The sequence below is a fragment of the Pseudovibrio sp. Alg231-02 genome, from assembly GCF_900143565.1.
GTDB lineage: Bacteria > Pseudomonadota > Alphaproteobacteria > Rhizobiales > Stappiaceae > Pseudovibrio.
Map to the genome: position 1 here is coordinate 347949 of NZ_FREX01000005.1, position 21472 is coordinate 369420.

Below are 21472 nucleotides of genomic sequence, written 5' to 3' on the forward strand. Positions count from 1 at the left end.
CATCTTGCTTGGTGCTGAACCATTGATACAGTGGCGCTGCTGACACCGTTATGGCAGCAGCATGACAGCAGGAGCCCACAATGCGTCGTACGGACCGCCTTTTCCACATCATCCAGATTTTGCGGTCAAGCCGGTCTCCTGTGACGGGGCGTGCTCTTGCAGACGAACTCGAAATCTCTCTACGCACGTTGTACCGTGACATGGCAGAGCTCATGGCCCAGCGGGTGCCCATCACCGGAGAAGCCGGAACCGGCTATGTGCTGGATGATGGCTACGACATGCCACCTTTGATGCTGACAGCAGATGAGTTGGAAGCAGCCGCTCTTGGAGCCGCATGGGTCGCAACACAAGCAGACCCAGCCCTTGCGCGCTCTGCAAGAGATTTAGTGGCCAAACTATCTGCTGCCGTACCACCAGAGCTGCGCCCGATAATTTTGGATGCTGGCCTCAAACCCATCGCAACAACACCAGCCCCCGATGAGCGGTTCGATGGTGTCATCCTGCGGCGCGCTATTCGAGACCGCACCAAGCTGCAACTCACCTATAAGGACGGCAGCGATAAACCAACCACGCGCATCATCTGGCCTCTGCTCATCGCCTATCTGAACAAAGCCCGTTACATCGTAGCCTGGTGCGAAACCAGAGAGGATTACCGGCATTTTCGAACAGACAGGGTTCACTCCATGGAAGTTCAACCCGACAAATACCCTGGACGCCGCAAGGCTCTCATCAAGGGCTGGGAAGAAGCAATGGCGTCAAAACACTAAGCTTCACTCAGACGCTCGACATCTGCGGATCGATCAATGACCGGTGCACCTGCATTCCGGCCCAAACACCATCCCCAACAGCAAATGAGACGGAGTGCGGCACACGGGCGACGTCACCACAGGCAAAAACACCGCGAACGGTGGTCTCCTTGAACTCAGAGGTCACAAGCTGTTGCCCCATGGAATGGTCCTCCAACGCACAGCCAGCAGACTGAGCAAGTGAGTTAGACGGATACGTATTGGAGACAACGAAGATGGCAGAAAACTCAAGTTTACGGCCATCCTCAAGCACAATATCGGCAGTGCCCTCAATACGGCTGATCTCAATATCGTTGAGAGTAACGCCTCTACGAAGCAGATGTGCGCGTTGCTCATCTTCCAGTGAAGACGCACCATTCGTGAAGAAGGTCGTCGCCCCCCATTCCGGCATAATCTCAGCTTGATGCAGTGAGACGGGATTAAAGGCAATCACAGCGATTGGCTCATTGTTCAACTCATAACCATGGCAATACGGGCAATGCAAAACTGACTTGCCCCACCGCTCTGCCAAACCCGGAATATCGGGCAGTTCATCACGAACTCCCGTTGCAATCAAAATCCGATGTGCAGTGAAAGCCTCGCCTTTGTCCGTGCGCACGCAAAACGCACCAATCTCACCAGAAAACTCCTGAACCGTTCCGTGATGCCAGCTCAGATTAGGATAAGCCTCAAGCTGCCGCTGCGCCTGCCTCCAAATCTCATCAGGCGGCACACCATCTTGCCCAAAAAAGCCATAGGCATGCTCGGCAAATCGATTTCGCCTCTCACCAGCATCAATCACCAGAACAGACCTGCGAGTCCGCACCAGCTGCAAAGCAGCCGCCATTCCGGCATAACTCCCCCCAACCACAATCACATCATGCATGCTCAGAGACCTTTACTGCTGGCGTTCGGTTCCTCGGCTCCGGCAATGATGCCTCAACTTCTGCAAAGGCATCATTAAACGCTTCAGCTAGGGACTGCTTTGCGAGGAAAAAAAGGGCTTCATCGCAGTTGCTCACGCATCCCAAAGGAAACGCGTGCCTGACAAAAACTATGGAAGAATAACAACCGCTTCCACTTCAAACAGCATCGGGTCAATTGCCAGTCTAGGAACAGGAACCAGCGTTTGTGCCGGCAGCGTTTCTCCAAACATCTCCATAACATTCTGCGTCAGCACGCCAAGCTTCGATGGATCATGGTCAACCACATAAACGGTGAGCTTGGCAACCTGAGCTGGCGTGGCATCAAGCGCATCAAGCACCTTTTTCAAATTGGCATAAGCCTGTTTAACCTGTACCGAAAACTCTGGCGAATAAGCGCCTTTGTCGTCAGCCCCACCTTGCCCGGAAACATAAGCAACCCGTGCACCAGCTGGCGCAACCACGGATACGCTGTAGCCATGGGCAGATGGATCATAAAGGCTCTGGGGATTGACGATACTAAGTTTATCCGCAGTTTCAGCGGCTGAAGTGCTGGTTGAAAAACTAGTAGACATTGCGAGGATTCCTCCAATTACAAAAATATTCTTTAGGTGCGACATGCCCGTCTCCATGGCCAGTTTCCTGGAACTTGATGTGTTAGCTCTGTGCTGCACCTAAATACGAAAGAGCTCCTGACAACTCTTGTCAGCATGGTTATACTTAAACTCACTCATGCGTAGACATGTTGAAACTGGAGACTGTTCGTGAGCCGCTCTGACCGCCTAATTCGCCTGATGCAAGTCTTGCGGCGATTGCCCTCACCAGTGACGGCATCAAGGCTGGCTTTGGAAATAGAAGTCTCCCAGCGCAGCATCTACCGAGACATTCAAAGCCTTCGGTCCTCTGGCGCAATCATTGATGGGGAAGCAGGCTTTGGCTTTACGCTGACAGAAGACCCCTCATTGCCGCCTATGCATTTTGAAGCTGATGAGGTGGAGGCGTTGGCTCTTGGCCTGCATACCGTCGCCAAACTCGGCAACATAGAATTCACGTATGCAGCACAAAATGCTTTGGTGAAGTTGGAAGCAAGCCTTCCGCAAAGCATGCGCCAGCGATTGCGGCATGCAACCGTCGGCAGCCACATCTTGCGCAACACGCCCACATCTGAGGCAGACTTCCCCGGTCTTCGCGAAGCAATCTGGAATGAGCAAGCGGTGTCTCTGAATTATCTGGACCTGAAAGACCGCCTGTCAAAACGCAAAGTCTGGCCGCTCACCATCTACTTCTTCAGCGAAGTGCAGGCTCTGATCTCTTGGTGTTGTTTACGAGAAGATTTCCGCATGTTCCGGCTGGACCGGATCCAGTCAGTCGATTTCCTGGAAGAATCCTTCCGCCCCAAACGAGTAGGCTTGCTGCGCGATTACTTCGAGCGCGAAAAAGAATGCGAGTAACCACAGGGCCCAGTCAGACCACATCTAAGCCGCCGCCACATTTTTCTGGTCCTTACACCTTGGGGCTGATCTCTCCCACTGCACAAAACCAATGGAGACCAAAACACCGGCAGCTTCTCCTTTGTTTGCTAACTCAGCTCTTTAACACCAGTAGACGTCTCGATTTGCGCCCGATAACGCACTTTTGGTCCTTCAGTGACCAACGGTGGACGGTCTAAGGCAAATTCGTTGTAGAGCCTTTCGATCTCAGTTGGATCAGAATGCTCTACTGTCAGACCTTGCAGTCGTGCACCCATATCTGGAATTTCCGACATGGAAGTTGGCACGCCCCGGTGGTCAATCAGCGAAGGCAAAGCCCCATCTAGCGGCAGGGAACCATCCTTGGGGATCGAAAATGCAAATTCAGGATCGACAAAAGGAAGCGAAACTTCATCACCAAAAATCCCAGTGTATTTGGATGAAATTCCGCCGATATCTTCCGAACTTGCGACCCAGCCCCGAAGACGTCGTCCTTCCTCCCAGTCCGCTCGCACTTTTTCCTGATCATCAAGGCCAAACCATCGCGCCCGGTTCGGCTTAACTCCATTCGGATCAAGCGCAACGATCTCCAGATAAACACTCTCTCCAAGCTGAAGCCTGTGATTATGCGTCCCCATATAGGTGTGGCGCGTCCCAAACGGTATATCCAGATCAAGACAACTCCGAACATGGGACACCCCCTCCTTCAAGGTTGGTGCAATGACAGTTATGTGGTCAAGTTTCAACAAATCCAGACATCTCCATTCCAGTGAACTTTCTAACAGGCAACCACCGCGTTTTTCCGGTCCTCACGGATCATATCCGATGCCTTCTCCGCAATCATAATTGTCGGAGAATTGGTGTTGCCGGAGACGATGCGAGGCATAATGGAAGCGTCAACGACGCGCAGGCCCTCAACGCCTTTCACCTTCAGCCGCTCATCAACCACAGCCCCCATGGAACACGTCCCCACAGGATGGAAGATGGTGGTGCCGATGTCCCCCGCTGCAATGGCAAGGTCTTCATCACTAACGACATGCGCACCTGGTAGGTACTCCTCCGGCGAAAACTCGGCCATCGCCCTGGTTTCCATGATTGTCCGTGTCAGGCGCAAACTGTCTGCCGCCACACGTCGGTCACTCTCGGCAGAAAGATAGTTTGGCTGGATCTTTGGATGTGCAATTGCATTGCCAGACCCGATATGAACACTACCGCGAGACTCTGGTCGCAAGTTACAAACACTCGCAGTAATCGCCGGAAACTCGTGTAGCGGATCGCCAAACTTATCCAGCGACAACGGCTGAATGTGATACTCGATATTCGGCGTTTCATAAGAGCTGTCAGAGCGCGTAAACACCCCAAGCTGACTGGGTGCCATGGACATTGGGCCAGACCGGCTCAGCGCATACTCAGCCGCTATCTTCGCCTTGCCAATCAACGAGTTGGCTCGCTGGTTCAGTGTAACAGTGTTTTGAACCTTATAGATGCTGCGGATCTGCAGATGGTCCTGCAGGTTCTCGCCAACCTGAGGCTGATCCAGCACCATATCGATGCCATGCTGGGTCAATCGCTCACCAGACCCAATGCCGGACAATTCCAGAATTTGCGGCGATCCAATGGCCCCTGCACTCAGGATAATCTCTCCTGTACAGGCAGCAGAAGTCATTTCGCCGTTCACCATCATGCAAACACCAGTCGCGCGGCGCCCGCCAAACACGAGCGCAGTCGCCTGTGCATTCGTCAGAACCTTCAGGTTTCCCCTGTTCTCAGCAGGCTTCAAAAACCCCTTGGACGTACTCCAACGCACGCCCTTGCGCTGGTTCACCTGAAAATAGGAGGAGCCGAAGTTGTCACCACCGTTGAAGTCGTCAATTTTCGGAATGCCCACTTCCTCGCAAGCATCACGGAAACGGTCAAGGATCGGCCACGACAAACGCTGCTCTTCAACGCGCCATTCTCCGCCTTCCCCATGCACCTTGGAAGATCCGGCATAATGATCCTCTGACTTCAGGAAGTACGGCAGCACATCATCCCAGCCCCAGCCAGTCAGACCCAGTTGGCGCCAGTTGTCATAATCCTGCGCCTGTCCGCGCAAATACAGCATGCCGTTGATGGAAGAGCACCCACCCAGCAGTTTGCCGCGCGGATAGTTCAGCTTGCGGCCATTCAACCCCGGTTCGGCCTCGGTCTGGAAACCCCAGTCCATACGCGGATTACCCATGCAGTACAGATAGCCAACAGGGATATGCACCCACGGATGCTTATCGTTCCCACCAGCTTCCAGCAGCAGCACCTTTACATCCGGGTCCTGAGAAAGTCGGTTTGCAACAACACAGCCCGCTGAGCCAGCCCCAACCACGATGTAATCCCAGGTTCCCAATGCGCGCATACCGGCCCTCCCAAGCCCTAAGTCTCGATGCTGCCTAGGATAGAAACTGAGCGGGAGGTTTGCACTAGTAAGATATGTTTAGATCACCCACGATGAGCCACCGCTGCAAAGCACCCGCGCCGTGCATAATGCATTTGAATATAAGAGACATCCGAGTTCTCAAAGAAGCCCTCCAGCATCGGTTTGATGTCGTCACCTTGCGCGATATTCGCTTCAATCATCATGTGGTTTGCATCAAACCCGCGCAGTGACAACAACCGCGAGGACAGAGACACCGGAACCTCATTCTCAAAGGGCATTGCATCCACTGCATTCTCGCGCACAAAAATCGCATGGGATGCTTTGTAGGGCGTGTCATTTGGCTGGTAGGCATAGTTCAGCAAAAACACCCGCTCCCCAACCTCGGCATCATCCAGTGTGACACGGCACGGAAAGCCCGGCTTCTCATCAGCCACATAAACAACCACATTGCGCTCTGCCAGCTGCTCTTCGCTCAGGCCGTTCAGCACATCAAACTCGTTGGATTTCAATCCGGAAATAAAAAAAGCCATAGGTCACTCCTCAAGTTGGGAGCAACCTATGGCCTTCCGCAAACCGTAACCACCCGATTTGCGAGCAATTCAAATATCAGCGCATTCAGGCCTGCGCTTGAGCCGCCGCAATCGCCTTGTCCAACTCCGTAACCAAACCGCTATCCAGCTCCAGCCGTGCGGCAAGCATCATCAGATAGGCCTGCTCAGCAGGTAGGTTCGGGTCAATCGCAAGACGCGATGCGGTGTAAATCTCAGCAGCCGTTTCCGGACAGGTCGCAAATGCCACCACACGGTCAATGTCCAGCGGCGCACGCATCTCATCCAACACGAACGCTTTTTCTTCAGCACCCAGACCCAGCTCATCCAGCTTTTCAAAGATGCGCTGCATCTCATCACCGTCCACAGTGCCATCCGCTTTGGCCGCCTGGATCATCGCAACGATCAGCGCCATAGCAAACTCTTTGGCATCACCATTCCCTACATCCGGGTCAAACGCAGTGCCAGTCGGGTCCGGCAGGGCGAGCGGTTCCGGCACAGGCACAACAGTTGCGGGAGCCGCCTGAGCCTGAGCTTGCGTCTGCGCAGAACCATGAGGCGCAGCTGCACCGCCGCCGCCATTGTTCTTACCGTCTTGCCATGTCTGGAATGCTTTGTAGGCAAGGCCACCAACCAGCGCCATGCCACCGTATTTCACGGCCTTTTTGCCAAGCTTCTTGCCCTTCTTGCTGCCAAGAAGGTATCCGGCCAATCCACCAGCAACGGCACCGCCAGCAAGTCCGCCGGCATTGTTTTTGATGTACGACTGCCCTTTGTCCAAAGCACCACGGGCCTGATTGCCACCGTTGGAACCTAAGAACTGATCAAGAAGTGCCTTGCTGTCGAACATCTGTAAACCTATCCCTTTGCTTTTGGACGTTACCCGTCAAATCTCTATGGAGATGGGAACCCGAAGTTTTCACTTCAAGATGCCCCATCCCGCAAAAACACAACCTGACAAAATTGTAATGTTTGACAGCGTACTCCCGAAAAGTGGACACCGGTTTTCGGATTAGAGTACGCATCAGTTAATCTACTGCCCAAGCGGCAAATGGTTGTCGTCCCTCAGCGTATCCATAGCGATGGAGCTGCGCACATTCTGCACCGCCTCATGAGGCAGCAGATCATTGTTGATCACCTCACTCAAGGCCTTCAGATCTTTCACCCGGATCTTGAGCATGTAATCCATGTCCCCCGTCATAGCGTAGGCTTCCTGCACGCTGGGGATGGTCCGCACCAGATCACGAAACAACCTGGAGTTCTCCTTGTTGTGCGTAGCCAGTGCCACACCAACAAACGCCATCACATCCAGCCCCAGATACTCCGGCGAAAGATCAGCCTTATAGCGACGGATCACCCGCTCCTGCTCCAACCGTGTCCGCCGACGCGAAACCTGCGAGGCAGAAAGGTGAATCACCTCCCCCAACTCCTGATTGGTCTGGCTGGCGTCTTCTTGCAGCGCTGCAAGTAACTTAAGGTCAAACTGGTCTAACTCAATCATCATTCGCACCAAATCAATATATGACGCACAATTTGTGCATATACTGCGTGATTTTACGTAAGAATGCAAACCTGTCGCGCCACAGATATTTCAGAATAGTTCCAAATTGCAATTGCCTTGTTTGAGGAGGAACAAATGGGCCCATTTCCGCATGATGCAGGACCAGCTGAGATTACAGCAGAAAACCCTGCTGGCACCGACGGCTTCGAGTTCGTTGAATTTGCCCACCCAGAGCCGGAAAAGCTGGATGTCCTCTTCCGCCGCATGGGCTTTGCACCTGTCGCAAAGCATAAGAGCAAAAACATCACGCTCTACCGTCAGGGCGATGTGAACTACATCCTCAACGCAGAGCCGAACAGCTTCGCCTCCCGCTTCATTGACGAGCACGGCCCATGCGCCCCGTCCATGGCATGGCGCGTTGTGGATGCACAGCAGACCTTTGAGCATGCGGTCAGTCGCGGCGCAGAGCCTTACACCGGCTCCGACAAAACCCTTGATGCACCCGCAATCAAAGGCATCGGCGGCTCCCTGCTCTATTTCATCGATAAGTACGGCGACAAAGGCTCTGCGTACTCAGAAGAGTTCGACTGGCTGGGCGAAGCAGACCCCAAGCCAACGGGCAAGAGCTTCTATTACCTCGACCACCTGACCCACAACGTCTATCGCGGCAACATGGACAAGTGGTGGACGTTCTACCGCGAGCTTTTCAACTTCAAGCAGATCCACTTCTTCGACATTGATGGCCGCATCACCGGCCTCGTCAGCCGCGCGATCACATCCCCATGTGGCAAAATCCGCATTCCACTGAACGAGTCCAAGGACGACACCAGCCAGATCGAAGAGTACCTGAAGAAGTACAAAGGCGAAGGCATCCAGCACATCGCTGTGGGCACCGACGACATCTATGAAGCCACCGACAAGCTGGCAGAAGACGGCCTCAAGTTCATGCCTGGCCCACCACAGACCTATTACGACCGCAGCGCCGAGCGTGTGCACGGCCACACCGAGCCACTCGACCGCATGGCCAAACACGGCATCCTCATTGATGGCGAAGGCGTCATTGGCGGTGGCATGACCAAGATCCTGCTACAGATCTTCTCCAAAACCGTCATCGGCCCAATCTTCTTCGAATTCATCCAACGCAAAGGCGACGAAGGCTTCGGCGAAGGCAACTTCCGCGCCCTCTTTGAGAGCATAGAAGAAGACCAAATCCAACGCGGCGTCATAAAACACGACGCAGCCGAATAACTAGCAGTACACCTGCTAGAAAAAAGACCGAAAGCGACGGGGGCGCTTTCGGTCTTTTTTGTGTAGGATTGATAATCAAATCCCGTCTCGACAGTTCCCCGTAAAAGTAAGACCTTTTGAGAAGTTTATCGCAATTTCTTTGCTAGCTTCACGATACCCTCCGATCATCCCTGCTCGATAAGAATCTGTAATTTCAAACAATCGCAGCGGTTCTCGTCCGATAGTTTTTACTTCAGAAAAGTATGAAGATAATGGGAATTGGGCCGTTTCTACTCTAACATTTCCATCTGCTTCAGCCCACAAAATCCAAGGTCGATAAAATTCAAAGGCAGCAAACAGAGTTTCACCTTTGCCAGACTGCAGCCATTTTCCTTTGCAGGTAAGATTCATGGCATCTGTGGAATGATTTACAAGAATGTAGAATGTAATTCCGGAAACAATAGTTATTGCTAGAACACTTCTGACGAGGATTTTAACCAACTGAAGCATAGTCCCTCAAACACGAACCTCAACGACATCAACTTACGCTCAATCCAGAGATAGAAATTAGCAAAACACTTATTGCGGAACAAAATGAAACTTAGTTTTCTCTTGGATTGGCCAGCCGTCTTCATCTTCCTGCTGTTTAAGGGTGAAATCGACAATCTCAGGAAAGAAAGGTGCAATCATCTCTCGAGCCTCAATCTCTGAGTTGGGTTTCGGGAAAAAACTGTTCCGCATGAGTGATATCCCGGAACAAGGGAGTTTCACTGTACCTGCGATTTCAATATCTTGACAGGGATCATCGTCCCATCCGGGGGAGTCGACAACTACTGAGAATGAGATCTCAAAAGCGCGATACTCGTCTACTGGTTCCAACGTAAGAGTTCCCGACTTCGCAGTGATGTGCTGATAAATGAAGTACCATGAGCACTCCACAACATCGATATTCTGGTCAGATATCTCAAAGGATGTTTTCTCTGAGGGCAATACCAGCCAGTCAAAACTTAAGATCGTTTTCCAGTCTTCTCCAAAATAAGTGAATCGGGATAACTCAATACAAGCAGACCAATAAAGATTCCGCCGAACGCTAGTCCGTGGGTTCTCGAACAAAACACCTGAGACCTCACCACGCTCGTTTACGCGATAATCAATTAACTTTAAGGGATGGGTCATCTTTCGATGCTTTCTGCGAAGAGTAAAAATGCAATGTAAAAATTTAGTAGCTTAAAGTATCGTAAGTCGTTCGAAGCTTTAGAAAAATGCCCTTAGCTCAAAACCCACACTTATTCGATCAGAAACTAAAATACTCTTTCTCCCCTTCTCAACCAACCATCCCCCAGAGCCGATCCAGCTCTTTAGGATGCTCAAATCGCAGCATTTGCCCTTCAAAACACGCTAGTTTCTCAAGGTCGCGTGGCCGGTTTGTCCGCTTGTAGTTGAGGACAAACCAGAGAAACTTCCAGTCAAAGCGCTCTTCGCAGCCTTCAACGAACTCAGCCTCTCGTCTCTGTCCCAAACCAGCCAACATCCGCCGGAACACACGATACAGGCAAATGCGGGTCGGGAAGTCGAGGTGGATCACCGTATCAGCACGGGAGATGCGTTTCTCCAAGGTGCCACCATAGTTTCCATCAATGATCCAACACGGCTGAGCAGCGAAGGTCTCCACCTTATCTGCCCAAGCAGTCTTCTCAGTCCGAACCCATCCGGACTGCCAGTAATGAAAATCCAGATGCACAAGCGGCAATCCCGTAACAGCAGCCAACCTCTTAGCCACCGTAGACTTCCCCGCCCCCGGACATCCAACAACCATCACCCGCTGCACTTTTCGCTCCCGAGTCTCTGTCATCAAGCAATTGCTAAAAATACGAGGTCCTGAATTCGGGTACGTTTCATATCAACTAAATCATCATGTTCAACACTCAAACCAACCATTAAATGCCAGGCTAGTTGGGCTCAACAACCTCAATCTGATCAAAGACAACACCATTAATAGTTTCGCGATCCGGTGTCAGCTTAATTGCTCTGAGCACCAGACCTAGCTTTGGGGAATAGTATCTATCAAAGGTGGTTGGCGCTGCCCGTCCTTCCAACTCAAGGCGAGATTCAATACGCCAAACATCATAGCTGCACTTACCAATCTCAACTTGCCCCTCATCCAGATAAGATAATCTGGCTACACCACGGTCAACTTCGTTTGCATTGTATTTCAAGACAAAATCAGAGAACCACTGGCCGGATTGTTTTACGGAGTCCACATTTGACAGGGACTTAGAGTATTCCAGAGAGAGTGTTCCCTTAGAACTGATCCGTTGACCAGTGACCAGCGGATGAAGGTAGATCGTGGTGACCTTCTCTTGCTTCCCGTCTCGGGTCATCACACGCTCTTCAACAAGCCCTGCAGACGTTTTCTTATAAACTGCAGAATAACCATCGGCTGTTCGTGTCAACCGCAGCCCACTTTCAGGCAGTTGCTGCGGGCAGGCAGCAGCAGCATTAATTCCAGCAATTACTAGTAAACCTGACAATCTCAACATGTTCGCCCCCAAGCACTATAAAAACACTAAGTATGGAGAGATAATAAGCAAATTTCTTGGAAGGATGCCACCCAACCAAAGCCCAAAAATCACCCCACACCCAACGCCGTCAGCCCCACAATCCATCCATAGCTCACCACCACGCAAAACACCGTAATCGGGAGCATCCACCAGCAGAATTGCCAGAAGGTGAAGGGGGTGGCGCCGAATTTCTCGGCTTGCTGGACCACGATGACGTTGCTGGCAGCAGAGATGATGAAGAGGTTTCCGGCCACGGTGGAGATGCTGGAGAGCATCATGAAGGTACCAGTGCTGCCACCATCCAGCAGTTTCAGGTAAAGCTCGACTACCGGCACGTTGGAGAACAGCTGGCTCGCCCAGAAGCTCACCACAGCGGTTATCGTCAGGTCTGCCAGCTCCCCTTGCAAGGAGCCAAGCAGATATTGCAGAGAGCCGGATTGGTAGAGGGAGCCAGTGACGATAAACATGGCCACAAAGAAGATCAGCGTCGCCCAGTCCACCTCCTTGAACACCCGCAGGCGCTCATCTCCTGCCAGATAGATCGGCAGGCAGGACAACAGCCCGACCCAGCCAAACGGCAGCGGGCCAAGGTGAAAGTACGTCCGGCCCAAACTATCGCCTGTGATGATGCCCACCAGCAGCACAACAGAAACCATCGCAGGCCATTGCCGCCGGCTCACCTCAACCGCTTCTGCCTGCGTTTCTACATCTTCAGAGACCAACGCACTCTCGTCCGATCCATTCTTCTTCACCAGCCGCTGGAAGCGGAAGAACACAGCCACAAGGCAGACCACACCGGGCACCAGAGCCCACACAATGAACGTCGCCAGCATATTCTGAAAATTAGCGGCATTCACCACCAGAATGTTCTGCGGGTTGCCAACGGGTGAGACCATGGAACCAACCGTCACCGCGGCACACAGTGTCACCAAAACCACCGCCAGTTTCCACCTGAAGGCACGGCTCAGGATAATAGCAATAGGCACCCCAATCACCGCCGCCGCATCATTGGTCAGCACCGCCGCACAAATCGCTGAGGCCACAATGAACCACAGCAGCACGACACCAGCGTTAGCCCGCTTCAGCAGCATATCCGCGATTTCCTGCGAAAGACCGGTGTCATACAGCGACGAGGCAATGCTGAACACGGCAAACAGATAGAAGATCAATTGCCAGTCCACCGCATGAAACGCGGCCACAGGCCTGATCTCCCCCAGCACCAACAGCACAATCGCGCCCGCCAGCATGATGTGCCAGATCCGCACCATGGGCGGAAGCCACTGGCGCACGGCAATTCCGAGGAAAATGAGGGCGGAAACAGCAAGAGAAACCGACATGCCCCACCGTAGCCACCGTGGTTTGACAGCAGCTTAACCGCCACTTCGACAATAGACCAAAATCCTTGGGGGCTTGGAGAGAACTCTCACCTATTCTCAACGCAGATCACGCAACAGTCCAGGGTCTCCATGAAACTCAACAAGGCAATGCTTTCGACGAACTTCTTCGCCGGCGATGTCGTGGGTGGAATTGGACCTTATCTTGCAATCTATCTGCTCACGGGCTTGCAATGGTCCCCCGGCAACATCGGCATGGTCCTCGCCATTGGCTCGCTGACAACCGTCGCCTTGCAAACACCCGCCGGTGCCTTCATCGACAGCACCCGCAAAAAACGCCTGCTCCTCGCCTCCTGCGCCTTGCTCATCGGCTTCGCAACCATCTCAATCCTGCTGTTCTCGCAGTATCCAGCGGTGATTTACATCGCGCAGATCTTCATGGGCATTGCCGTCGCCTTTGTCGGCCCCTGCATCGCCGCCATAACTCTGGGCATATCAGGGCCAGACCATTTCACTGTGCAAATGGGCGCCAATCAGGCAGCCAACCACTCGGGCAATGTGTTCGCCGCCATTCTGGGCGCAGGTCTCGCACTGTGGATCTCGGCAGAAGGCGTATTCTGGCTTGTTGCCCTCATGGCCGTCGGCATGGCCATCAGCATCGGCATGGTCAGCGGCTCGGCCATCAACCACAACGCAGCACGAGGCGGCTTACATCACACTCCCAACGATGGCGATGAACCATCCACCGTCAGCACCATCCTGGCAGACAAACGCCTGCTCACACTGGTGCTCTGCGTGTTCATGTTCCATTTCGCCAACGCAGCTATGCTGCCGCTGGTCGGGCAAAAGCTCTCGGTCAATTCCAACGTCAACATCGGTGTCGCTTTCGCAGCAACCTGCATCGTCGTGGCACAGTTCTGGATGACCATCATGTCCATCATCTGCGCTGCCAGGGCTGACATATGGGGCCGCAAGCCGCTCTTCCTGCTCGCCTTCTTCATTCTGCCCATTCGTGGCATGCTGTTCATGTGGCTGGAAGACCCCGTCGCACTCATCTCCGTGCAGTCACTGGATGGCATCGCCAACGGCATCTTCGGTGTGATTATCCTGCTCATCGCCGCAGATCTGACCCGAGGCACAGGCCGCTTCAATCTGGTACAAGGCGCCCTCGCCGCCGTGGTGGGCATTGGTTCGGCTGCCTCCAACCTGCTGGCTGAAGAAATCGTCCAGTTTTTCGGCTATTCTCCCGCCTTCATCACCCTTGCGGTTCTGGCATTCATCGGCGGCACCATGTACCTGTTCCTGATGCCGGAAACTTTGCCAGCTCAAACAGATGAAGATGACGGAACAGCACCTCAACAAACGAGCTAGGACTTACGATTAGGTCACCTCAACTTTCGGGTGAAAACGCTGATTTATACGATTACTCTCTTTATTTACTGGTCCTCAAATACTTATGCTTATCTCGCAGATAAAAGAATGCGCTAAAAAACAAATGTTCAGGGCCTAAGGCGTGAATACAAATGAACGCGGACATGTTTTGAACACACAGTGCAGGCCAGTACTCGAATGATCGAAAAAGCCAGTAGAGAGCAGGTTCGTCGCCAAAACCGGTTCGTGGTGTTGTCCACGTTGCGGCGTCATACCACTCTGGCCCGTGTCGACCTTGGCCGGCTAACAGGTCTTTCTCTAGCCGCCGTCACCTCCATCACCGCTGATCTGAAAGATCGCGGTCTGATCACAGAGGTGGAAGAACAGCCCAATCCGGATGCCAACACCCGTGGCCGCCCGCGCACCTATCTGCGTCTGCGTGATGATGTCGCCCATGTGGTCACAGTCAAGCTCTCGGTAGACCGTGTTTCGCTTGCTCTGGTGGACTATACCGGCCACCAGCATGCCGAAGCCAAGTTCATGGTGGAATCCTCCGATATGGGCGGCGAAGCATTCATCGCCCTGCTCGCCCGCCACATTAAAGCGCTGATGAAAACAGAGCCGCTTCGTGCCCGCAGCGTCATGGAAATCACCGTGGCAACGCAAGGCATCGTCGGCAAACACAACGGCTCCATCATCTGGTCACCCACCATTGCAGAGCGACAGGTGGAACTCACGGCCAAGCTCTCCAAAACCCTCGGCATCACCTGCACGCTTTACAACGACACCAACATGATCGCCGAAGCCCTGCACCGGCAGGACGCTGAGAAGTACAGCGGCAACTTTGTCGTGGTGTATATTGACCGCGGCGTTGGCATGGGCATCTTCATCAAAAACGCGCTCTACCGTGGCGAAACCGGAGCCGCAGCTGAATACGGCCACTCACCATTCACGCCAGAAGGAGCAGCATGCAGATGTGGCAAGAAGGGCTGTCTGGAAGCCTACATCGCCGACTATGCGCTCTACCGTGAAGCCCAGAAGTTGCCCAAGGAAACCTCTCCCTCCGCCATGTTCTACGGACCGGAGTACATTCAGAACCTACGCGCCAGAGCTCGCATAGGCGAAGCGCAGGCGCAAAAGGTCTTCACAGATGCAGGCTTCGCTCTGGGCGTCAGCCTCGCCCGCACCATTTCTCTGCTGGACCCAAGCCGCATCGTCCTCACTGGCAAGGCCATGCAAGCCTACGACCTCTTCAAGCACGGCATGAACAAAGGGCTGGAAAGCGGCCTGCTGGCACCACTTCTGGATTCAGTGAACCTTGAAGTACTGCCATGGGACGAAGATTTCATCCTCCAGGGCCTCCTCATCAAAGCCCTGAAGCACCTGGACGAGGCACTTGTTCACTAAACGCCAAGGCACAGCTACAATCAGTTGCTGCTATCGGGTTTTGCCTCCAGTATGGCGTCAATGAACGGTGCTTTACCAGCTAGATACTCTTTGATGCCATCAGTGTTTTCTGCCTCTAGCTTAAGCTTGAGGCACTGATATTGATCTTTCAATTCTGCATCCTGACGAAGCAAATCGCGGAAGCGCAGCATTCTAGAAATCTGCGAATGTCCTGTAGGACAGACATGCACTTTATGAGTCCGAACTCCATCAACATCCCGCCGATAGAAGTAATGTTCCGGCGAAAGATCTTTTCCTCGAGAATAGCCCAATGAACGCATAACGTTGTCTACTTCAGATGTGCGCTGCTGGCTGGAAACTTCGACCAGCATATCGATTTCAGGCTTTGCTGCTAATCCTGTGATCGCTGTACTGCCAACATGATAGATCGAAACAAGAGTATCTCCGAAAGCACCCGAGATACGTCCTCTTTCCTTCTCGAACATATTGGACCAAGCCGGATTAAACGCAGTAATTTTGCTGGTTAGCGCCAATGTCTGCCTCTCAGAAAAAGCATTGCCAGTTCTATTACTATCGCGCAACTAATCAAAGAAAAAGCCGGCTCCAAAAGGAACCGGCTTTCTCAAAACTCATTGTAGCTGACTTAGTTGCGTGACAGCATTGCAGAAGGCAAACCGCGCGCAATTGTGTGCGCAACAACAGCAGCTAGAGCAACCTTGATCAGATCACCCGGAAGAAACGGCAAACTGCCAACCATGATGGCTTTCTCCATGGTCATACCAGCTTTGTAAGCCAACACCGGCACACCGAGCGCATGCACCACAACAATGCCGCCAATCACGCCGGAAACAACCGCGCCAAACACCACATTCATGTTGCGCATGGCTTTCATGATCGCCCCAACAACAATCGCACCAACAAAGTATCCTGCCAGATAGCCAGCTGTCGCGCCATAAAACACGCCAATGCCACCACGGCCACCAGCCAGAAACGGCAGGCCAAGCGCCACCAGAAACAGCAGCAAAGCAACCGCAAGCCCACCACGCACCGGACCAAGCATCATGCCAGCCAGCATCACACCAAGCGACTGTGCAGTAATTGGAATTCCGCCAGCAAGACCCAGCTCAATCTTGGGCACCAAACCCAGAGCAGCAATCAGCGCCGCATAAAATGCAATCTGAACAAGAGAACGATCGCTAGACATAGTCATCCTATCTATTTCTTATCACGGTCAAAGCCGTCAGCCCCGCCTCGGGCTGTCAAAGCTTCGGCAACATGATCTGTCATTTTAATCGCGTGTAACGCAAATGGGGCAAGCAAGCGCCAGCTGTTGGCGTGGGCTGTTCTGGCTTTATACGCTTCTTGCAGCGACGCATAAACCGCCAGCAGCACCGGAACAAAACGGATAACCAAAGCGACTGCCAGCGAGACGCGCCTTGGGGAGATGCCAAACACACGCAGAGGCCGGAACAGCGGTTCCACCGCATCCATCAAGGCCTCCATATGTGTTGTTATACTAATAAAGTTGGCAAGGAGCACCATCGCCAATAGACGCAACACAGCAATAATGCCCTGCTCAATATCGCCTAAAAACACATGCACCAGAAAGATGATCCCCATCATCCAGAGCAGTGGGCGAACCACCTTCACCTTCTCCAGCCCCTGCCGGCCAAGCGTTGCATACAGCGCCACCACAAACACCAGCAGAGCAGCAGAGAACCAAAGCGTATTGAACGGGATAATCAGCAGGCTCAGCACAAACAAAAAGATCAGCTTCACTCTGGCAGGAAGCTTATGCGCCCAACTGTTGCCCGCCATGTAAAGGGAGATCATGCGCGCGCTACCCCTTCAAAATGAAGGTCCACGCCAGAAAGCTCATGCGCCTGATAGGCTGCCAGCACATCCGCAGGCACACCAAACTGCTTGAGCTTACCGTCTTCAATCCAGAGCACTTTGTCATAGTCGCTCAGCGCATCCAGTTCATGGCTGACAAAGAGGATCTGCTGATCCAGCTTCTCCAGCTTCCGCCGCAGTGCAACTCGTGTCCGCAAATCCAGACTGGAAAACGGCTCATCCAACACCAGCAGTTTCGGCTCCATGATGAGCACGGCCAAAATACAGATCAACTGCTTTTGACCTTCAGAAAGCTCATGAACCGGACGCTCTCCCAGCTGCTCAATGCCATGGTCTCTCAACAGCGCGAGGCTCTGTACCTTTGCATCCGCTTTGCCCACCCCAATCTGGCGCAAGCCAAAGCTCAACTCTTCCAGAGCGGTCGGGAAGATCAGCTGATGATCCGGGTTCTGGAACACAAACCCTGTCACCCGTGCCAGCTTCTTGGCCCCTTCCTCAGCAGAAACACCGTGAACCAGCAAAGATCCAGCACTCACCGGCAGCAAACCATTCAGGCTGCGCACAAGCGTAGACTTGCCAGACCCGTTCCGACCAATAATCCCAACCCGCTGATCCGGCAGCGCAACAGACAGGTCACGAATGATCGTCGAACCGCTCCGTTCAATGGAAACATGGTCAAAATTGATTGTTTTTGAAGTGTCGTTCACGCCGCAATATCACCTGCCAAAGGAGTTGCATTCCTATACACAATGCAGAATGCCAACACCACGGAAATCTATAGGATCAAGGCTGACCATCACTGCTCGACAAGCCTAGTCCTATGTGTCATGTCCGCGACCTTTTCAGCAAATCATCAGCTCAGAGGCTTTACCATGCCAGCAGAGCAGCCCACCAATGCCCTTGTTGTCAACCATTGAGACCAAACGCAGATCAATATCAAGTTATTGCTGATCGAGTCGGGCCAACAACGGACATTCGAGTATTTCCATCTGGGGTTGAGGCAATTCTTTTAGAAGTTACTTCGGGCGTTTTCATGAATACTTTTCGGTAGAACCTATGTGCTCACTTTTGCTGGATGTGTCACGGGTCGTTGAGCCTATTTGCCAATTGCTGCGGTCTGCACCAATATCGGCTGTCTCGGCTTGGCGTTGGGCATGGAACGTTGAAGCAAATCGGCAATACTAAGCCAATTCAGTAGGTATCAGTGTGCCGCATTGAAAGATAGCAAGGACATCTGTACCCCCACGCCCAGATGCCCCATGGAGTGCCTCAGTTTAACTCAAAGTGATCCGCCAAGGCGTCGATAATGGTGTTAAGCACCTGAGTTCGATCCGTCCCCACCGGGTCGGTGCAGACAGGATCGTCTTGTTCTTCGATCAGAAGAGCTTCGCCTGCGGGCTTACACAGTCCAAGTGCTGTAAAATGCGTAGCGGGTGCGATAGTCTTAACAGAAGCCTGCGGCACCAAAGCCTCAAAATTGCTGCCCATAGCGCTCGTGTCTGTCGCATTGAGCCTATAGGCTCCTTCGCCCAACCCTATAAGAAGAAGCGGAACCGTTACATCCTGCACATCCTGCGGCGCAAGATCCCAAGTTAGACCAGGATCAATAGACGCGACGCCACTGATACGTGGATCCCTGTAGGATGCCTCATACCTGTCTTGATCGATTGCCGTGATGTCGACGCCTTCGGCTGTCAGTTCAGCGCAAAACTGTGACCCTGCACCCGCAGCTTTGCAATAGTCGAAAAAACCGTCCCGATTGCCTTGGACACCTGCAAGTGAAAGGGCAGTCCATCCCCCGTAGGATAAGCCTGTGGCATAGATCCGTGTTTCGTCGATGATGGGTGCGAAAATCGGATCTTGTAAAACATAGTCCAACGCAGCGGACATGTCTTCGGCGCGGGTCCAGTGATTGAATGCGGTGTCGAAGTTCAAATCAAAAGTTGTACTGCTCGGATGGTTTACCGCTACAACGATTGCCCCTTTGGAAGCCAACCCCGCGCTGAGCCACGCCATCCGAGCGTAATTGCCACCCCATCCATGTGAGAGAAGAACGACTGGGTATTGTCCTTGTATTGGCTCGGCGTCTTTGAACACAGATGTTCCATAGAATATCGCATTTTCAGCAAACACGGTCTGGTGCTGACCCACGGCAGGGAACATGATAGCCATCTGCATATCCTGGTCATGATGGGGAGCCGCTATAGTCAGCTCGTTGAGGCCGACATCTTGTGCTGCGATTTCAGTGCAAACAGAGAGGATCGAAGCGAGGGCAAGGATAGTAGTTTTCATGGAGTGCCTATCGGTGAAGTGGTTTGAATGTTGACACCTTCATTCAAACGCTGACGAGATTTTATTCGACCTGAATCCGGTTTAAGGTCACGCAGATCAGGATTTAGGTCCTATTAAGTAAGGAAAAGGACCCCGCCTGATGCCAGTACCCATGATTATCACTCTGCTGCTACTGGGCCTTCTTTTGCACCCTGTGCTAACTCGCGGGACGCACGCAATCAGAAATAGCAAGAACATAAAACCGGCGAGGCCCTGCACTGAGAAGAATACCGGCAAATATGCCATCAACACCATGCTGCGCCCGCGAATGCCTACGCCCTTACGAAGGACTGCAATGGGCTCCAAAGTCATACCTCACAATTTCTTATGCCTTTGATGCCTCTCTGAGCAATCTCAGCGGCGAGCGCATTATTAATCTCGGTTGCAGGGAAGACAACAACACCCGCAAGCTGACAAGAACGGGTGCTCATATGGCTGATGCTGATCTTTCATAGAACATGATCGCCCATGCAATTACCGAGGAGCAAAAGCCCCATTAGACATTACCTACGCAACCAGCTCCTTCAGTTCCAACACTGGCTTTCCTGGCGAAAAGACGAGGGAAGAGAGGCGACAGATCTGGTTGTCTCCAAGTACTTCGGCCAAAATCACTTCGCAGATCAATGGAAGTTCGCCCGACGCGGAGACCATTCAGAGATCCAGCGCTTCAGCGTACCCAGTTTCCCTCACACCATGAGCAATTATCTGCCCCCCTTCACCAAGGCAGGCCTTCAAATCAAGGAGATTCAGAAACACGAACCAACAGAGGAAGCGATCCAGCAGGTGCCACGCTTCCACCGCTGGAAATCTCTCTCTGCTTTTCTCCTGATGGTCAAAGCCACCAAGCCCGAAATCGCATAATCTAAAAGCTAGGCCAACACATCGCGCAGGGAGATCAGCCACGTTTTCACCTCCGCAGACACCTTGGCATGGTCCAGCCCCTCAAAGGCATCCCAGCTCCAGCCGTTCTCAGGGCACAGCTCATCCAAAAATGCATGCAGCTCTTTTTGCTTAGCATCTGGCAAAGGCAAGTTGGCTGCATGCCTCAGCAACAACACCTGCTCCTGAAGCCGTAAGAACACCCAGAAGGCCTCCATCATAGGCCGCAGCAAATGCGGCTGTGTCTGCCACGTATTACCGGAAAACAGATCCTGCGTGACAATCAGCCCAGCTCCATGACAGTGAAACTGAACACAGCCCTTGTACCCGGTCGTCGCCAGATCAGAATGGATCTTGCAGGTCCCACAGCTCTCAAGATTTCGGCAAGGCTCACCAGCAGCTTTATCAAACGGGAAAACACTCGACTTATCAAAGGCAAGCGCCACACAACACAGCGCAGCGCACTTCTCGCAGTCAGCTTTCAGCCGGTCATCAAGTTGGTTCAGATCCATAGTGTCTTATTGGCACAAAACACAAGCCAGCGAAAGCAATCTCAAGTTTCGGGCGGATAAGGAGTGTCTCGCAATAGCGCGCTCCATTTGCTTGGTTTCAATCAATTGACAAGGAGGCGCCATACACAATGCTCCAGAGCATGTCATGTGATGCTTCGTATATACAGCACCGAGCACCGAGCACCGAGCACCGAGCACCGAGCACCGAGCACCGAGCACCGAGCACCGAGCACCGAGCACCGAGCACCGAGCACCGAGCACCGAGCACCGAGCACCGAGCACCGAGCACCGAGCACCGAGCACCGAGCACCGAGCACAGAGCACCGAGGACCCAGCACCGAACACCGATCACCGAGCACC

25 protein-coding genes are annotated in these 21472 nt (G+C 53.0%); 7 read left to right on the forward strand and 18 right to left on the reverse strand.

Annotated features, from left to right (window positions below; all coding sequences use genetic code 11):
• Positions 1–80: 80 nt before the first annotated feature.
• Positions 81–767, forward strand: coding sequence for a helix-turn-helix transcriptional regulator (locus DHN43_RS15950; protein WP_108819237.1), 687 nt, complete (start codon positions 81–83; stop codon positions 765–767).
• Between the two features lie 7 nt (positions 768–774).
• On the opposite strand, the gene DHN43_RS15955 is transcribed toward DHN43_RS15950, so the two are convergent.
• Entirely contained in the window at positions 775–1671 is an 897-nt protein-coding gene (locus DHN43_RS15955; RefSeq protein ID WP_108819238.1) for an NAD(P)/FAD-dependent oxidoreductase, read from the reverse strand.
• Positions 1672–1839: 168 nt separating this feature from the next.
• A complete protein-coding gene (locus tag DHN43_RS15960) occupies positions 1840–2328 on the reverse strand; it encodes a RidA family protein (RefSeq protein ID WP_108819239.1) in 489 nt (162 codons plus the stop codon).
• A 144-nt stretch (positions 2329–2472) separates the two neighbouring features.
• Here DHN43_RS15960 and DHN43_RS15965 point away from each other — a divergent pair, with 144 nt between their 5' ends.
• Positions 2473–3159, forward strand: coding sequence for a helix-turn-helix transcriptional regulator (locus DHN43_RS15965; protein ID WP_108819240.1), 687 nt, complete (start codon positions 2473–2475; stop codon positions 3157–3159).
• Positions 3160–3287: 128 nt separating this feature from the next.
• Here DHN43_RS15965 and DHN43_RS15970 read toward each other — a convergent pair whose 3' ends face one another.
• The 5 genes from DHN43_RS15970 to DHN43_RS15990 all read right to left on the reverse strand — a co-directional run bounded on the left by DHN43_RS15970 (position 3288) and on the right by DHN43_RS15990 (position 7636).
• Positions 3288–3926, reverse strand: a complete 639-nt coding sequence (locus DHN43_RS15970) for a VOC family protein (protein ID WP_108819241.1) — start codon at positions 3924–3926, stop codon at positions 3288–3290.
• 29 nt (positions 3927–3955) lie between these two features.
• Positions 3956–5566: a GMC family oxidoreductase gene (locus DHN43_RS15975; protein WP_108819242.1), complete on the reverse strand. Its 1611-nt coding sequence runs from the start codon at positions 5564–5566 to the stop codon at positions 3956–3958.
• An 83-nt stretch (positions 5567–5649) separates the two neighbouring features.
• Positions 5650–6117, reverse strand: coding sequence for a DUF1203 domain-containing protein (locus tag DHN43_RS15980; RefSeq protein ID WP_108819243.1), 468 nt, complete (start codon positions 6115–6117; stop codon positions 5650–5652).
• Between the two features lie 85 nt (positions 6118–6202).
• Positions 6203–6985 (reverse strand): tellurite resistance TerB family protein, encoded by a 783-nt coding sequence (locus tag DHN43_RS15985; RefSeq protein ID WP_063291814.1) that lies wholly within the window; start codon positions 6983–6985, stop codon positions 6203–6205.
• Positions 6986–7168: 183 nt separating this feature from the next.
• Positions 7169–7636, reverse strand: a complete 468-nt coding sequence (locus DHN43_RS15990) for an Lrp/AsnC family transcriptional regulator (RefSeq protein ID WP_108819244.1) — start codon at positions 7634–7636, stop codon at positions 7169–7171.
• Positions 7637–7771: 135 nt separating this feature from the next.
• On the opposite strand from DHN43_RS15990, the gene hppD reads away from it, so the two are divergent.
• Entirely contained in the window at positions 7772–8884 is a 1113-nt protein-coding gene (hppD, locus tag DHN43_RS15995; RefSeq protein ID WP_108819245.1) for a 4-hydroxyphenylpyruvate dioxygenase, read from the forward strand.
• A 75-nt stretch (positions 8885–8959) separates the two neighbouring features.
• Here the strand turns inward: hppD and DHN43_RS16000 are convergent, their stop codons facing one another.
• From DHN43_RS16000 to DHN43_RS16020, 5 genes are all read right to left on the reverse strand, one after another.
• Positions 8960–9373, reverse strand: coding sequence for a hypothetical protein (locus DHN43_RS16000; protein WP_063291817.1), 414 nt, complete (start codon positions 9371–9373; stop codon positions 8960–8962).
• A gap of 69 nt (positions 9374–9442) precedes the next feature.
• Positions 9443–10039, reverse strand: a complete 597-nt coding sequence (locus DHN43_RS16005; RefSeq protein ID WP_063313035.1) for a hypothetical protein — start codon at positions 10037–10039, stop codon at positions 9443–9445.
• Between the two features lie 148 nt (positions 10040–10187).
• Positions 10188–10715, reverse strand: a complete 528-nt coding sequence (locus DHN43_RS16010; protein ID WP_244306769.1) for an adenylate kinase — start codon at positions 10713–10715, stop codon at positions 10188–10190.
• Between the two features lie 97 nt (positions 10716–10812).
• On the reverse strand, positions 10813–11403 hold the full coding sequence (locus DHN43_RS16015) for a hypothetical protein (protein ID WP_057460833.1): 591 nt from the start codon (positions 11401–11403) through the stop codon (positions 10813–10815).
• Between the two features lie 89 nt (positions 11404–11492).
• Positions 11493–12761: an SLC13 family permease gene (locus DHN43_RS16020; protein WP_108819246.1), complete on the reverse strand. Its 1269-nt coding sequence runs from the start codon at positions 12759–12761 to the stop codon at positions 11493–11495.
• A gap of 129 nt (positions 12762–12890) precedes the next feature.
• On the opposite strand from DHN43_RS16020, the gene DHN43_RS16025 reads away from it, so the two are divergent.
• Both DHN43_RS16025 and DHN43_RS16030 read left to right on the forward strand, forming a co-directional pair.
• Positions 12891–14129 carry an MFS transporter gene (locus DHN43_RS16025; RefSeq protein WP_063290400.1) on the forward strand — a complete coding sequence of 413 codons (1239 nt, stop codon included), beginning with the start codon at positions 12891–12893 and terminating at the stop codon, positions 14127–14129.
• Positions 14130–14327: 198 nt separating this feature from the next.
• Positions 14328–15536, forward strand: a complete 1209-nt coding sequence (locus DHN43_RS16030; protein WP_108819247.1) for an ROK family protein — start codon at positions 14328–14330, stop codon at positions 15534–15536.
• 20 nt (positions 15537–15556) lie between these two features.
• Here DHN43_RS16030 and DHN43_RS16035 read toward each other — a convergent pair whose 3' ends face one another.
• The 5 genes from DHN43_RS16035 to DHN43_RS16055 all read right to left on the reverse strand — a co-directional run bounded on the left by DHN43_RS16035 (position 15557) and on the right by DHN43_RS16055 (position 19682).
• Entirely contained in the window at positions 15557–16069 is a 513-nt protein-coding gene (locus tag DHN43_RS16035) for a GrpB family protein (protein WP_108819248.1), read from the reverse strand.
• Between the two features lie 110 nt (positions 16070–16179).
• On the reverse strand, positions 16180–16746 hold the full coding sequence (locus DHN43_RS16040) for a biotin transporter BioY (protein ID WP_084404815.1): 567 nt from the start codon (positions 16744–16746) through the stop codon (positions 16180–16182).
• Between the two features lie 5 nt (positions 16747–16751).
• Complete coding sequence (locus tag DHN43_RS16045) at positions 16752–17369, reverse strand: energy-coupling factor transporter transmembrane component T family protein (protein WP_057460838.1); 618 nt, start codon at positions 17367–17369, stop codon at positions 16752–16754.
• Positions 17366–18097: an energy-coupling factor ABC transporter ATP-binding protein gene (locus DHN43_RS16050; RefSeq protein WP_108819249.1), complete on the reverse strand. Its 732-nt coding sequence runs from the start codon at positions 18095–18097 to the stop codon at positions 17366–17368. The genes DHN43_RS16045 and DHN43_RS16050 overlap by 4 nt, the downstream gene beginning before the upstream one ends.
• Positions 18098–18659: 562 nt before the next feature.
• Positions 18660–19682 carry an alpha/beta hydrolase family protein gene (locus DHN43_RS16055; RefSeq protein WP_108819250.1) on the reverse strand — a complete coding sequence of 341 codons (1023 nt, stop codon included), beginning with the start codon at positions 19680–19682 and terminating at the stop codon, positions 18660–18662.
• Positions 19683–19960: 278 nt separating this feature from the next.
• On the opposite strand from DHN43_RS16055, the gene DHN43_RS16060 reads away from it, so the two are divergent.
• Together DHN43_RS16060 and DHN43_RS27060 are read left to right on the forward strand one after the other, a co-directional pair.
• Positions 19961–20176 carry a hypothetical protein gene (locus DHN43_RS16060; protein WP_108819251.1) on the forward strand — a complete coding sequence of 72 codons (216 nt, stop codon included), beginning with the start codon at positions 19961–19963 and terminating at the stop codon, positions 20174–20176.
• Positions 20177–20189: 13 nt separating this feature from the next.
• Complete coding sequence (locus DHN43_RS27060; RefSeq protein ID WP_159096880.1) at positions 20190–20582, forward strand: hypothetical protein; 393 nt, start codon at positions 20190–20192, stop codon at positions 20580–20582.
• Positions 20583–20590: 8 nt separating this feature from the next.
• On the opposite strand, the gene DHN43_RS16065 is transcribed toward DHN43_RS27060, so the two are convergent.
• Positions 20591–21112: a hypothetical protein gene (locus DHN43_RS16065; RefSeq protein WP_108819252.1), complete on the reverse strand. Its 522-nt coding sequence runs from the start codon at positions 21110–21112 to the stop codon at positions 20591–20593.
• Between the last annotated feature and the right edge of the window lie 360 nt (positions 21113–21472).